9 protein-coding genes are annotated in these 13,876 nt (G+C 62.7%); 5 read left to right on the top strand and 4 right to left on the bottom strand.

The features are described from left to right. Nucleotides 1–205: 205 nt before the first annotated feature. The 3 genes from OZ911_RS10140 to OZ911_RS10130 form a co-directional block, all read right to left on the bottom strand. Nucleotides 206–4,627 carry an NEL-type E3 ubiquitin ligase domain-containing protein gene (locus OZ911_RS10140; RefSeq protein WP_016485967.1) on the bottom strand — a complete coding sequence of 1,474 codons (4,422 nt, stop codon included), beginning with the start codon at nt 4,625–4,627 and terminating at the stop codon, nt 206–208. Between the two features lie 78 nt (nt 4,628–4,705). Continuing rightward, nucleotides 4,706–7,066 (bottom strand): DNA polymerase II, encoded by a 2,361-nt coding sequence (locus OZ911_RS10135; protein ID WP_070086799.1) that lies wholly within the window; start codon nt 7,064–7,066, stop codon nt 4,706–4,708. A gap of 34 nt (nt 7,067–7,100) precedes the next feature. Beyond that, on the bottom strand, nt 7,101–8,291 hold the full coding sequence (locus OZ911_RS10130; protein ID WP_016485965.1) for an MFS transporter: 1,191 nt from the start codon (nt 8,289–8,291) through the stop codon (nt 7,101–7,103). A gap of 118 nt (nt 8,292–8,409) precedes the next feature. Here OZ911_RS10130 and OZ911_RS10125 point away from each other — a divergent pair, with 118 nt between their 5' ends. Next, nucleotides 8,410–9,306, top strand: coding sequence for a LysR family transcriptional regulator (locus OZ911_RS10125; RefSeq protein WP_024717702.1), 897 nt, complete (start codon nt 8,410–8,412; stop codon nt 9,304–9,306). Here OZ911_RS10125 and OZ911_RS10120 read toward each other — a convergent pair. Beyond that, a complete protein-coding gene (locus tag OZ911_RS10120; RefSeq protein ID WP_016485963.1) occupies nt 9,287–10,207 on the bottom strand; it encodes a LysR substrate-binding domain-containing protein in 921 nt (306 codons plus the stop codon). The two genes, OZ911_RS10125 and OZ911_RS10120, sit on opposite strands and share 20 nt — an antisense overlap. A gap of 159 nt (nt 10,208–10,366) precedes the next feature. On the opposite strand from OZ911_RS10120, the gene OZ911_RS10115 reads away from it, so the two are divergent. From OZ911_RS10115 to OZ911_RS10100, 4 genes are all read left to right on the top strand, one after another. Next, on the top strand, nt 10,367–11,155 hold the full coding sequence (locus tag OZ911_RS10115) for a YqcI/YcgG family protein (RefSeq protein WP_016485962.1): 789 nt from the start codon (nt 10,367–10,369) through the stop codon (nt 11,153–11,155). 2 nt (nt 11,156–11,157) lie between these two features. Further along, nucleotides 11,158–11,784: a LysE family translocator gene (locus OZ911_RS10110; protein ID WP_016485961.1), complete on the top strand. Its 627-nt coding sequence runs from the start codon at nt 11,158–11,160 to the stop codon at nt 11,782–11,784. A 39-nt stretch (nt 11,785–11,823) separates the two neighbouring features. Continuing rightward, nucleotides 11,824–12,906, top strand: coding sequence for a hypothetical protein (locus tag OZ911_RS10105; protein WP_060518814.1), 1,083 nt, complete (start codon nt 11,824–11,826; stop codon nt 12,904–12,906). Between the two features lie 138 nt (nt 12,907–13,044). Next, nucleotides 13,045–13,740 carry an SEL1-like repeat protein gene (locus tag OZ911_RS10100; protein WP_016485959.1) on the top strand — a complete coding sequence of 232 codons (696 nt, stop codon included), beginning with the start codon at nt 13,045–13,047 and terminating at the stop codon, nt 13,738–13,740. Nucleotides 13,741–13,876: the final 136 nt, after the last annotated feature.

The following is a 13,876-nucleotide window of genomic DNA, read 5'->3' as shown; positions in this document are numbered from 1 at the left end:
CCTTATTCTCTCGATAAACCAAAGACTACAGATCATGGAGAAAGATCCGACGCGGGAGACTAAACCAGCAGCCCCAGACGTGCTCGGCACAAAGGTAACTTCCGATTTCCATAACCGGCCGGCAACATCTGCGCAAACATCACCGCCACTCAGAGCATAGCGCAAAGCCACTGGCGCAACGCCCACCTGCCCGAGGTCTGAACCGCTACTGGAGAAGACGCGGCGAATGCATGTCCAGCGCTTCCAGCGTCAACTGCAGCAATACTGCGTGCTCCCGTTGCTGATTGCTGATCTGCAACCGTGCGATTTCCTCCTCCCGGCCACCCAGGGCCATCAGCCGCTCCAGTTCGTCGTGCATGTGATGCGGCACTTGCAGGCGAACGGGGAAGCGCTTGCGCAGGTAATCCTGCCAGAACCACTGACGTGACAGATAATGTGCAACGCCTTCCCGGGTCTGTGCCGCCAGGACCATGTCCCGGGCCACACGAATATCCTGCTTGCTTAGCGCAGCAATACCTGGATAGAGCATTTCGTCTGGCTGGCCAGGCAAATCCAAAGCCCTGCGCAAGGCGATCCGGTATGCCAAGGCGAATTCGATCGACTCATTGCCCGCCCCCTGCCGTTGGGCGTGTTCTGCGGCAATCTGATCGAGCAACGCCAACCGCCACAACCGACCACCGAGACAGAGCAAGGCCCGCTCAGGCTGCTGGGCAACCCCGCCGCGTTGCGCCCGCCATATCATCATCCGCAGTTCCAGATCAGCGAAGCGGGCCGTGGCGTTATCCTGGCAGTCGGTCGCCGCGGCGTGTTCGAACACTTCACGCTTGAGTGCATCATCCTCGTTCATCGCCTGGAACATGTCGAACACACGGGATGCGAGCGCGCACGCGGTCGAAGAGAACTTGAATGCTCCCGAGGCCGTGAGCACCGACAGGGTATTGAAGAAATCGGCCGATTGCTCGTCGGCTTCAAGATGGACCCACAGCATGGCCATTTCATCGCGACGTTCAGCTGCCGATACATCGAGAAAACGCAGCCGGTAGGGAACCCGGCTTGCCTCAAGCCAGTGCCAGGCCGAAAACCCTTCAGGCGTCGCCGCCAGCAGGTTGCCAGAAAGCCCGACTCTGCCTGCGCGCCATAGCTGCGACCGGTAAAAGCCATCGGGCAGTGCAGAGATACTGTTGTCACTCAGGTCAAGGGTTTGCAGGTCAGGCACCTCGAGCACCCCATAAGGCAACTCGGGCATTTGGGTGCCTGACAGGTGCAGCGCATGTAGCTCGGTCATTGCGAAAACGGAAAATGCCCTGCCCAGAGGGTTGTCCGAAAGGTTCAGGTATACCAGCGAACGACAAGCCGCAAGAATCAGTGCCTGGCTTTCGTCAAGCACGATCTGGTTACCCGACAGATCGAGCACCTCCAGCCTTTGGGTAAGCATCATCGGCAAAGGCAAACGCCTGAGCCGACAATGGGTGATTTCCAGGTTGCGCAAGTTGGGAAATGCCCTCAGGAACTCATCCGGAATCCGCTCCAGGCGCATGGAGCGCAAGGCCAGGATTGAGACGTGCGGAAAAGTTATTTGCGCCGGCAGTACTGGCAGTTGTTGCAAGCGGCTGCGGGTCTGGGTCAGCATGAAGCGCCCCCTCTGCACAGCCGCACTGTCTTGAAGCTCGGGGACAAGCAAGCGCCAGCAGTCGGTCAGGCCCTTTCTGAACTCACGCCGGGCGGCCAGCTCAGGTGTCGGAAAGGCATTGCGTACCCATCTGTTCAGGTGGGTGTTGAGCAGTGCGAATTGCTGTTCCAGCGTACGCAACCTGGCTTGCGCGTTGTCTTGCGCCAGCCAGCGGCCGATCTGCTCATCACTGAAGGCCGGGTACAGGTCTCGAAGCCGTGCCTGAGACGCCCTCGGTCTGGACAGCCCCAGCGCGGCCCATAACCGGCCGCCAGCAAGGGGGTAGCCAATCCGGCCATCATCAAGCCTTTGCGGCGCGAAAAACGAGCCGCTTGGCCGCTCCAGCCTAAGCAGACTTACCACCGCCTGCCTTTGACCGGTTGCAACATTCGCCAGCGCCTGGCGCAGTGCGGGCACGAAAGCATGGCCTTGGCCGATGGCCGCCTGAGACGGGTGGTCATAGGCTGCAGCCAGGGTCTCGAACAGCTCGCCCGCCTGACTGACAGAAGGCCGCGCAGGATCGCGCAAGCGAAACACCCCATGCTGGTGAAGCAGGTCGAATGTTTGCCCCGTTCCCTCGATCGTCAGCAACGGCTCGCTGGCATCCCCGTCAAACAATCTCCACCCAGGCCCCTGCGCACCCCGCACGTGGCCCAACAGATTCAGCACCACCCGCGCCAGGTCGAGGTTTTGCGGTGTATCAATGCTCAGCGCCTCATACACGCGCGCGATTCGGATCCGCGCAACCTGCAACCTTGCCGCCTCGGCCATGAACAAGGGCACGCGGCCGGTCTCGCGAAGCTGCTGCAGGTCATCCTCGCTGGCATCGCGCAGCACCTCATCTGCCGCCAAGCGGTGCAGGCTGGCAAAATCCCGGCGTAGCGAGCGACCCGTCGGCGTGTCGGGATTCTGCTCTTCGTACAATTCCTGGAACAGCTCTCGCCGCCCTGCCCAAGCCACATCAGCCAGTGCTGCACCCTGCATGCCGGCGGCTTGAGGAAGATTAATCACCCGCTCCAGCAACTGCGCATCAGCGGTGGCCACGCCTTCACGCAACTGATTGACCAACGTGCGGATGCGGCCGGCGAGGAGCACGCGGTAAACGGTGTCCACCAGCACGGCTTCTGGCGCCCGGCCATACACATGCCAAGCCCGCAAGTGCTGGTCATCAAGGCCATGGATGGCCAGCGACTGATCGATCTGCGCGTCATCGAGATCGCTCAATGGCCTGCCCAGACGACGAAACAGCTGGCGTGTGTCATCCCACTCGGCGGGCTGCTCGCACCACAGCCGCCACGCGCCGGCACCGTTGTGACGCAGCGGCGGTGCATACCCTTGATAAGGGAGCAGTTGCCACTGTTCATCGGCGTCGCGCCAACTCACCTCATACCAGTGCCCATCCATGCTGATCCAGCGACGCTCGCCCAGCTGGTGAACCCCCTCCCTGTCCAGCACTGCCGCGTCCGGCGGGGCTTCGCCGCGATAGGGCACCAGGTCTGCGTTCCACAGTTTTTCTTCACCGCTGGCCAACTGCGCCGGCACCAGCTTGTCCACCTCGATGCAGGCGCGACGCACCGTGGCGACCACGGCGACGGTTGCCCCGACAGCCAGCAGGCCTTTGCCTACATTCAGCAGGTGCGCCAGCGCCGCATTGCGCTCGTTGTCCTGCCAGTCCCCGACAGCCTGAAACGTCTGCTCAAGCAGCTCCCAGGCCATCACCCCCAGCAACACCGCGCCAATGCCGGGCACGAAGTACCCTGCGATCCCCGCCAGGGTCCAGCCTTCAGCGCGCAAACGGCGGTTATGCGCTGCCTGGACCTCGCGATCAAGCATGGCCACGGGTGGGGCAATGATTGCAGCATCGTCCTTGATCCGGGCGACCCAGTCGTCAGCGATATGTTCGAACAGCGGCAAGCGATACGCACAGGTTTGCTCATCCAGGTCCCTGGTTGCCCAGTCGCTAACGTCATCGAGCCGTTCGCTGACGGCCGAGAAGAATCGCTGGCTATCGCGACGGCGCACGAAACGGTTGAAAAACCGCCGATAGCCCTCTTCGCGCAGGCGGTTGCCAAGCACCCGGCGGGCATAATCTTCCAGGTCGCTGCGCACGCTCCAGGGGCCGTGCGGGTCACCCGGTACATACACCAGCACTAGCTTGCTGGTGTTGTACAGCAAGCCCTCATCGATCACGTCCAGCACCACGATCTGCTGCAAGCTGCAACCGAGCACCCTCAATTGCCGGATGTGAACAGGTGCGCCTTCGAGCTTGCCCAGCGTGCCCTGAAGGCAAAACTCCACCACCCACTGCAGCTGGCCTGCGCTCAACACATCTTGCGCCCTGGCTTGCAGAGCATCTACCAGCATGCTGTAACGTTCCCTTCGCGCCAGCAACCCTCTGACTTCGGGCTGCAGGACAGCGTCCAGATGCGCCTGGTACTTCTGCCCAAGGTCCAGCGCTCGACACATTTTGGCGAAGGCCAGTGCAGACAGTTCACTGCGCTTTACGCCGTGCTCATCCACCAGGCAGTTGCCACGCGGCTGCTCGCGCAGCTGGTCTGCGGTAAAGTTGCCCAGAGCGGCCTCGAGCAAGGGGAGTTCGTAGTAGTCGCTGCCTACGACTGGGAGCCTGCTGGTCACATAACTGACGGTGGGCGAGGTGAAGGTGTACCACTGGCGAAAGTACAGCCGATCAGCGTCGAGTTCGCCGTGAGCGCCAAGCGCTTCTTGCAGCAAGGTCTGTGTGAATGCATCCAGGTTGCTTAGCTGCGCCAGCGCTGCCGACAGGCCTTCGCGGCAGGCCAGCAATTGCGTCAGCGCCTCAGTCAAGAGAGTGAATTCTGCCACGCTCAGCCGCATCATCCAGGTCGGCAGCCGCTGCGCGATGTACTGGTCCTGGCAGGCTTGCGCCCTGGCAAGGGTATCGGCCGCAGCTGGTAGTTGACTGCTAGTGTTCTGCATCTCTGCCTCCTTGATGGCATGGAGATGCGAGTCTGAAGACTGTTGCGCCGGGTTGACGCCTACCCGACTACCACCCGTTCAGAACAGCAGCAACTGTTGGTCGGTAAGGCGAGCGAAATCATCGCCGACAAAGGGCAGGATGGCATCTGCCACCGGTTGTAGCTGCCGGCTGATGTAGTGGTCGTAGTCGATCGGTGCCTGCAGGTTTTCCAGCGGCTCAGGGCCGGCGGTGGTAATCACGTAACTGATCCAGCCGCCACGTTGGTACTGCAGGGGGCGCCCCAGGCGCTTGTTGTACTCGTCGGCAAGACGTGCGGCACGCACATGCGGCGGCACGTTGCGCTGGTAGTCGGCCAGCGGCCTGCGCAGGCGCTTGCGATATACCAGCAGTGCGTCCTGCTCGCCCGCCAACGTACACCGCACATACTCGCGGACATAATCGCGGTAGGGTTCGCCGCGAAACACACGGCCATAGAGCGCCTGCTGAAACGCCCGGGCCAGCGGCGACCAGTCGGTGCGTACCGACTCCAGGCCTTTGTAAACCATCTCCTCAGAACCGTCGGCCCGCTGCACCAGGCCGGCATAGCGCTTCTTGCTGCCCTCTTCGGTACCGCGAATGGTTGGCATCAGGAAGCGCCGGTAATGTACTTCGAACTGCAGTTCGAGGGCACTCTGCAGGTTCATGGTTTCGTGCAAATGTGCTTGCCACCATCGATTGACTTCGGCCACCAGTTCGCGGCCGATACGCGCCGCGTCTTCCTCGGCATGGGCACCCTTGAGCCAAACGAAGGTAGAGTCGGTGTCGCCATAGATCACGTCATAGCCGCGCGCCTCGATCAATGCCCGGGTCTGGCGCATGATCTGGTGCCCACGCATAGTGATGGACGAGGCCAACCGGGGGTCGAAGAAGCGGCAACCGCTGGAGCCCAGCACACCGTAGAACGCGTTCATGATGATCTTCAGTGCCTGCGACAATGCCGCGTTACCATCACGTTTGGCGGCCTCCCTGCCCTGCCACACACGCTCGACGATGGCCGGAAGGCAATGCTGGCTTCGCGAAAAGCGCCCACCCCTGAAGCCTTCCACCGAATGCTGGTCATCGGGAACACGCAAGCCTTCCACCAAGCCCACCGGGTCGATCAGGAAGGTACGAATGATCGACGGGTACAGGCTCTTGTAGTCCAGCACCAGCACCGAGTCGTACAGGCCTGGACGCGAATCCATGACGAAGCCACCGGGGCTGGCTTCTTCAGGGCGGCTGCCAAGGTTGGGGGCGACAAAGCCCATGCGGTGCATCTGCGGCATGTACAAGTGGCAAAACGCGGCGACCGATCCGCCGCTACGGTCTACCGCCAGGCCAGTGACCGACGAGCGCTCCAGGAGGAACTCGAGCAGGCGGGTGTGGGCGAAGATGCGAGTAACCAGCTCACAGTCCTTGAGGTTGTACCGCGCCAGGGCCGGTTTGTCCTCGGCGAAGCGCCGGTTGATCTCGTCCATGCGCTGGTACGGCGTGTCGATGGCTTTGCCTTCACCGAGCAGCGTCTGGGCAACGCTCTCGAGGCTGAATGACGGGAAGCTCCAGGTTGCCGAGCGCAGCGCCTCGATGCCGTCGATCAACAGCCGCCCCGGGGCATCGGCAAATACGTGGCCACCACCGGCATGGCTACGCAACGTCATCAGTGCACCCTTACGCCCCAACGCCAGCGGTACCTCCAGCGATTTGGCGTGTTCATGCAGCAGGCGCAGGTCGAACTGGACTAGGTTCCAGCCGATGATTGCGTCCGGGTCATGCTCGGCCATCCACTGATTGAGGCAGCTCAGCAGTGCAGCACGGTCGGCGCAGTAGTGCAGGTCGAAATCGAGGCCGTGGACCTTGCCATTGGCCGGGCCGAGCATGTACACCTGGCGCTGGCCACAGCCTTCAAGGGCAATGCTGTACAGCTCGCCGCGCTCGCTGGTTTCGATGTCCAGCGACACCAGGCGCAGTGGCGGGCGATAACCTGCCAAGGGCTTGAGCTGAGCATCGCAGAGCACGCCCTGGGCATCGGGCTGGCCGGTGAACTGTACCGGGGCAGTGATAAAGCGCTCCATCAGGTAGCGTTCGGGTGGGCGGATATCCGCTTCGAACACCTCGATACCCGCCGTGCGAAGGCGTTGCTCGAGTTGCATCAGTTGCCGGTGCTGCCGGCAGTACAACCCCAGCACCGGGCGCTGGTCGAAGTCCTTCAGGCGCAGTGGCCGCAGCTCGACGCCGGGCTCGTTGGCCAGCAACACCCGCGCATGCGCCTCATGCACCTGCGGGATGAATGCCACCGAAACCTGTGGGGCCAGACGAAGCTGCCGTGGCCCATGATCAGTTGCCAGCCAGAACTCCACGCAGGTGCCTTCGGGCGTGTCATGCCAATGACGGGTCAGCACAAAACCCTGCTGCAACTCCACTGCGTCGACCTCTGCTGAAAAACGCAATTCTACGCTAGCGAGCCCCCGCCACGAAGCCACTTCTGCGCGCCGCCCAGGCCAGCGACCAAGCCACTGCGATCAACACCAACACCACTGCGCCAAAGGCTTTGGTCCCGCCCCCCGCGAGCAACACGCCCCCCACGATCCCACCCAGGGCGATAGCACTGTTCCACACGGTCACCAGCATCGACTGCGCCACATCTCCGCCCTCGCCCGCAGCATCGGCACAGGCGGTCTGCAGCAGGGTGGGTGCGCCACCGTAGGTCAGGCCCCACAGGGCGATGCTCAGGTACATCAACCACGACGACGCCTGCCCCAATGCCAGTGTGGCCAAGGCAAAACCGACCAGGCTGAGCAAGACCAGCGTGCGCAAATGCCGGTCGACCAGCAACCCCACCATGCCAATTCCGGCCAGAGCCGAAAGGCCAAACACCATCAGCACCGGGCCAATGTCGGCAGCCATGCCGGCCGCCGCGAGCAGCGGCACAATGTAGGTGTAGAGAATGTTGTGGCCAAGGATCCAGCTCAGGATCACCAGCAGCACGAGCAACACCCCCGGCGTGCGCAGCACCTGCTTGGCCGCCCGGCGGTTGCCGGCGGCATGCCCCGGGTACTCCGGCACCGAGCGCAGCACCCACACCACCAGCAGCAACGCCACCACGGTGACCACAACAAACGTTGCACGCCAGCCCAGCCCGGCGCCCAGCCAGGTGGCAATCGGCAGCCCGAGCGACAAGGCAATCGGCTGCCCGAGCATGGCCAACGCCATGGCCCGGCCCTGCTGTGCCACCGGCACCATGCGCCGGGCATGGCCAGCGATCAGGCCCCAGGCCAGCCCGGCGGCAGCGCCGGTGAAAAAGCGCAGGACCAAGGTCACGCTGTTGGAGGTCGACAAGGCAGTCAGCCCGTTGAACAGCACAAAGCCGATGATCGCCAGCAACAGGGCCCGCCGGCGATACCAGCCCTGGGTCAGGGTCACCAGCGGGATTGCCGTCAGCAACGAGCCAAGCGCATAGGCCGTGACCCATTGCCCGGCCATGGCCTGGCTGATGTGCATGCCGTTGGCGATCTGGTCGAGCAAGCCCGCCGGCAAGGTTTCGCTGAGGATGGCGATAAAGCCGGTCATGGCCAACGCCAGCAGCCCGCTGACGGGCAGGCGTTCGCGGCTGGCATCCAGCAGCAGGGGGGAGGATGTCTGTGACATTGCAAGTGCCTTGAGCAGGAAAACAAGGCGGACAGTCTGCAAGGGAAGCCTACTGCGGAAAAAGGTGGCTACAATGCCGCTCACCCCGGACACCCATGTCCGCAATCAGGAAAGCAGCATGGACAGCCTCAGCGGCTTCGTGGTCTTCAACCGGGTGGCCGAAACCCGCAGCTTCGTCGCCGCCGGCCAGTCGCTGGGTATCAGTGCCTCGGCCGTGGGCAAACGCGTTGCGCGCCTGGAAAGCCGCCTGGGTGTGCGCCTGTTCCACCGCAGCACACGCAGCATCACCCTCACCGCCGAAGGCACGCTGTTCCTCGAGCGCAGCCGGCGCATCCTGGCCGAAATCGAGGCCACCGAGCAGGCGCTGTCTCAGGCCAGCGTAAGCCCGCGTGGCCGCTTGCGCGTCAGCATGCCACAGGTCACAGCGCTGGTGATGCCGGCGCTGGCGGAGTTCATGGCGCTGTATCCGCAGGTGGAACTGGACCTGGACTTTTCCGACCGCATGGTGGATATCGTCGGCGAAGGCTTCGATGTGGTGATGCGCGGTGGGCAGCCGGTGGATTCGCGGCTCAACGCCAAATTCCTGGGGCACTTCCAGCACCGCCTGGTGGCCTCGCCCGGGTACCTGCACGAACGCGGCACACCCTTGCACCCGCGCGACCTGGCCGCGCATACCTGCCTGCATTATCGCTTCCCGAGCAATGGCAAGCTGGAAACCTGGCCGCTGCGCCAGGAGCACCCCGAACAAGCCTACGACATCCCCATCTCGATGGTTTGCAACCATGTCGAGACACGCGTCTGCTTTGCCTTGAACCACCGTGGCATCACCTGCCTGCCGGACTTCAACGTACGTCGCGAACTGGGCAACGGCTCACTGGTCAGCGTACTCGACAGCTTCATGGAGCGGCGTGGCAGTTTCTATCTGCTGTGGCCGTCCGGGCGGCAGGTGCCGCCGAAGTTACGGGTGTTCATCGATTTCATGCTTGAGCGGGTGTTCAACCGTACAGATAGTTGATGTCCTTGTGGGCCAGCGGTGGCACCTGGCCAAGCAGGAAGTCGCGCAGCTTGTGCATTTGCCGCGCTTTCGGGCTGGCCTTGAGCCAGGTCATGTAGTAACCGTCACCGGTGGCCACTGCATGCTTGAACGGCGTGGCCAGGCGCCCGGCCTGCAGGTCGGCACTGGCCAGCACCAGGTCGACCACCGAAATACCCAGGCCTTGCTGCGCAGCCGAAATACCTTGGTCGAGCGTATCGAACACCTGCCCCTGGTCGATGCTGATGTCCAGTGCGTCCATCCGCGCCAGCCAGCGCCGCCAGTCGCGCCGGTCGGGTGACGGGTGCAGAATTTCGCACTGGGCGAGGTCGGCCAAGGCCGGTTGGGCCTGTGGCATGTAATCGGGGTGGCACACCGGGATCAACCACTCATCGAACAGCTTGAAACTCTCGATATCGGCGGGGAAACGCCCGCTGGCCAACAGAATGGCGCAGTCGTAGGGCTCGGAATAAAAGTCCACGGTGTCGATGTCCATCCACACGCTGGACAGTTGCACGCTGCAGTTGTCCTCGGCCTTCTTGAACGCATCCAGCGCCCGCAACAGCCAGCGCACGGTGAGCGTGGAAGGCGCCTTCAAGCGCAAGCCGTAGCGGTCCTGGCGCAGCAATGCGCAAGCATTTTCGATGATCTTGAAGCCAACTTTCAGCTCTTGCGCCAGCAGGCGCCCGTGCTCGGTCAGGCTGAGTTTCGGGCCACGCCGTTCGAACAAGTCGCAGCCAAACAGGGCTTCCAGGGTCTTGATGTGATGGCTGACCGCCCCCTGGGTCAGGGCCAGTTCTTCCGCCGCACGGGTAAAAGAGCCATAGCGAGAGGCCACCTCGAAGGCACGCAGGGCGTGCAAGGCCTGAATCCGTTCCGACATGGCGGCGTCCCGAGCATGAATAAGACTAATAGTAGGTCACAGTTCCACGCGTTTTACAACGTCGAGAGCGTCTCGGAAAATGCAGGTAAATAATAAAGATAACCAAGATCCTGCCTGCATATGACTGGAACGTTCACTTAATTAACGCCTGGGGAAATCATGTTTACGGGATATGGAACTTGCTATCGCCTGGATGCGCTAGAGCTGGCCGTTGAACATGGATGCACTACGCAACACTGGACTTTCAAAACCATAGAACACTTTCGCAGTATTCTCGCCAACCCCGACTTCCCTTGCCTGTTCGGCCGCAAGGCGGTAAACGGCGAAACCTGCCACATACTCTTCGCCCGTGCCGAGCAACTCGCCGATGATATCGCCCAGGGTCTGGCCGACTACGTGCGCGCCATCGCCCCGATCACACCCAAGCAGCGCATCGGCAGCCCGCTGGTGGTGTTTCTCGAAACCGCCGCCGATTACACCCTGGCCGAACAGCAGGCACTGGCCTGGAAGGTGCTGCGTGGCGTGCATGCGCGCGACCCGCACCCATGGCCGCAGGGCATGCCGACCGACCCCGACGACAACGGCTGGTCGTTCTGCTATGCCGGCATGCCCTTGTTCATCAACATGAACTTCCCCGGCCACCAGCAGATGAAAAGCCGCAACCTGGGGCATCACATCACCTTCGTCATCAATCCACGGGCGAACTTCGACGAAGTGGCCAACGCCAGTACCGAAAGTGGCAAGCGAATCCGCGAGCGTATTCGCGAGCGCGTGCACCACTACAACGACGGCGTCATGCCTGACACCCTGGGTTTTTTCGGCGATGACGACAACTTCGAGTGGAAGCAGTACCAGTTGCAGGAGGCTGGCTCGCTCAACCCGTCACGCTGCCCGTTCCACGCACATGCCGCATACCCGGCGACACCCGACCTACTGATCGAGAACTGACCGTGAATACCGCACTCACCGCCACCTATGCCCTCACCGTCCTGCTGCTCATCGCCACCCCAGGCCCCGTAGTGGCACTGATCGTCAACACCGCGGCTGCATCCGGTTCGCGCAAGGCCATGTTCACTGCCGTTGGCACCAACTGGGCCTCACTGGTGCTGATCGGTGCCGCAGCCTGGATCATCCTCACCAGTGCCGCCATCGACAAGGCATGGCTCAGCACCATGAGCCTGCTGGGCTGCCTGTTCATCGGCTACATCGCCGTGGGCACTTTAAGAGATGTGCTGCAGGCGCCGGCCCCGGACGCGACGAGCGAAACACCCAAAACCGGGCGTGGCGGGCTGCTGCAAGGCTTCATGGTGGGCATTTCCAACCCCAAGGACATCATTTTCTTCATTGCCTTCTTCCCCCAGTTCATCCAGATCACCGAGTCATTCGGCAAAAGCATGGTGGTGTTGTCGCTGCTGTGGGTGGCCATCGATTTCGCCGTGCTCAGCCTGTACATCTTCGCCATCGGCAAGATCGCTTCGCAGCGCAGCAACCGGGTGATCAGCCTGGCTTCGGGCGTTGCCCTGCTGCTGATTGCCGCTGGCGGCCTGCTGTACAACCTCAACGAACTGGCGGCCTGAAGCGGATGCGAAACGCCCGGTGCAACAGAAGGAAAGACCATGACAGCGACTGATACAGGCCCGTCTCCTTCACCGTTGCAGCAGGACTACCAACGCTTTCTGCTGTTGGGCAGCCGCCGTGCGCCGCACACTGTGCACGTGCATGAAACCGGCTACCGGTCCGGAACCATCAACACTGATGCCCTTGGCCTGCGCTACAGCCACTTTGCCGGCAAGCGTTTTTCGGCGGCAGAACGCGGCGGCGCCTCACGTATCAACCTGCTGGTCGGCGGCTCGACCGCCTTGGGTATCGGCGCCAGCTCCGACGAGCACACGGTGGCCTCGCACCTGTCGGCCCTTACCGGCGAGGTGTGGCTGAGCCTGGCCGGTTGCGGTCTCAATGCTGGCCAGGAACTGCTGATGTTCCTGACTCACCAGCACCGCCTTGGCCAACTCGGCCACGTGGTGGTGCTCAGTGGCCTCAACAGCCTGGCCCATGAAGCGCTGTGCGAAGTCCTCGCCAGCCCCAACGACCCACAGCACGCCAAGGCCTACCAGGCCTTTCTCAACAGCTTCAGCGAAGGCATGCAGCCTGCCGCACCACCCCGCCGGCAGTCACTGTGGCGGCGCATCGGCCAGGCCCTGACCACACCTGCGACCGCCCCCCCGGCCTTCTGGCCGCTGTCACCCCCGGAGAAGCGCTTGGCTCGCGCGGCCGACAGCATTGGCCGGACCTTGCGTCAGTGGGACAGGTTGCTGGCAGACAGCCATGCCACCCTCACCTTCATCCTGCAGCCGCTGCTGCCCTGGTGTCGGGACACCTTGCCCGTTGGTGAGCAAGCCATGTTGGCCGCGCTGGAGCAACAACCGGCGAACTTCGACCGGCTGCTCGACGGCGCATTCGATAGCCAGTTGCACTCGGCCTTTTTCCGCCGTATCAAAAGCCAGGCCGACCCAGTGCCCTGCTACGACATGAACAGCATGCTCAGCAGCTCGCCGGTGTTCGGCGCGGACCTGTTCATCGACCGCCTGCACCTGAACGACCTGGGTAACAACGCCCTGGCCAAAGTGATTACCGCAAAACTTGGCCTCGCCCAGGAAAAACACGCTCAACGCAAGGTCACACCGATCAAGCTCGTCTGACAGTTGCCGAGTGGTCTTCCGGCCACCCCCCTTGGGTGGCTAGAATAGGCCGTCGTTCCGATTTTCCCGAGGCGTACGCTTGACCGCTATTAACATCGAAGCCGCCCCTCCTTGCCTGGCCGTCCACGGGGCTTGCCTGTGAGCCGCACGCGACGCCTGACCCCGCTGTTGGTCGCCCTGATGCCGCTGGCTGCGCACGCGCTGGAGGTGAGCATCGACCCTCACGCCGACCTGCTCTACCGCCAGGCCTTGCCGCTGCTGGAGCAGGCCGATCGTCAGGGCGACGATACCAGCACCCTGCGTACCGCCCTGGGCAGCGACCCCGAGCTCAGCCGCCAGGGCCAAGCCATGGCCCACACGCTGCCGACAGCGGTTGCCCTGTTGAAAAAGTCGGTAGAGCTGGGCCACCCGGTTGCGCAGTACCGCCTGGCGCTGTACTACATGACTTATCTGCCCGCCACGCAAATACCGGATGCCGCCTGCCCGTTGCTCGAAGCCAGTCTCAAGCAGGGTTTTGCTGCACCCGCGCCAGCGATCGCTACCTGGTGCCGGCCCTACAACACCAGCAGCGAGTACCGTGCAGCGCTGGAAGCCATCCCCAGCATGGCCACCGTGTACGCCCCTTACTACCCGCAGCCAGCCACCCGCCTGACCTGCAGCCGCAGCCAGCCTCAAGGTCTCGAAATGCTCTGGGGCCGGCAGCGCGACTACCAGGCCGAGGTGTACCGCCTGCTCGGCGACCTGGACCCACCGCACCGTCTGAGCCTGCTGCAGAAAGCCGTGGACATCAACGGCTGCGTGACAGCGCAACAGCACCTGACCAGCCGCCCGTGATCCTCTGCCAGACGCGGTCCCTGTTGGGCAACTGTCTCACTCAAACTTTGTATTCCGCGCGATCACTGCAGGCGCAGCCTTGTGCTGCGAAGAGGCCGGTAAGGCTAAAGATTGTTTTCGGCTGTAATGACCTCTT

The sequence above is a fragment of the Pseudomonas fortuita genome, assembly GCF_026898135.2.
In the GTDB taxonomy this organism is placed as follows: Bacteria; Pseudomonadota; Gammaproteobacteria; order Pseudomonadales; family Pseudomonadaceae; genus Aquipseudomonas; species Aquipseudomonas fortuita.
Note: the sequence above shows the minus strand (reverse complement) of the source record. Positions and strands in the feature narration are given on the sequence as shown.

Excerpts from the sequence above, each read along its gene's own strand:
- OZ911_RS10125 (WP_024717702.1), top strand. The coding sequence starts at position 8,410 with ATGGACAGCCTCAGCGGCTTCGTGGTCTTCAACCGGGTGGCCGAAACC.
- OZ911_RS10115 (WP_016485962.1), top strand. The coding sequence starts at position 10,367 with ATGTTTACGGGATATGGAACTTGCTATCGCCTGGATGCGCTAGAGCTG.
- OZ911_RS10105 (WP_060518814.1), top strand. The coding sequence starts at position 11,824 with ATGACAGCGACTGATACAGGCCCGTCTCCTTCACCGTTGCAGCAGGAC.
- OZ911_RS10120 (WP_016485963.1), bottom strand. The coding sequence starts at position 10,207 with ATGTCGGAACGGATTCAGGCCTTGCACGCCCTGCGTGCCTTCGAGGTG.
- OZ911_RS10140 (WP_016485967.1), bottom strand. The coding sequence starts at position 4,627 with ATGCAGAACACTAGCAGTCAACTACCAGCTGCGGCCGATACCCTTGCC.
- OZ911_RS10130 (WP_016485965.1), bottom strand. The coding sequence starts at position 8,291 with ATGTCACAGACATCCTCCCCCCTGCTGCTGGATGCCAGCCGCGAACGC.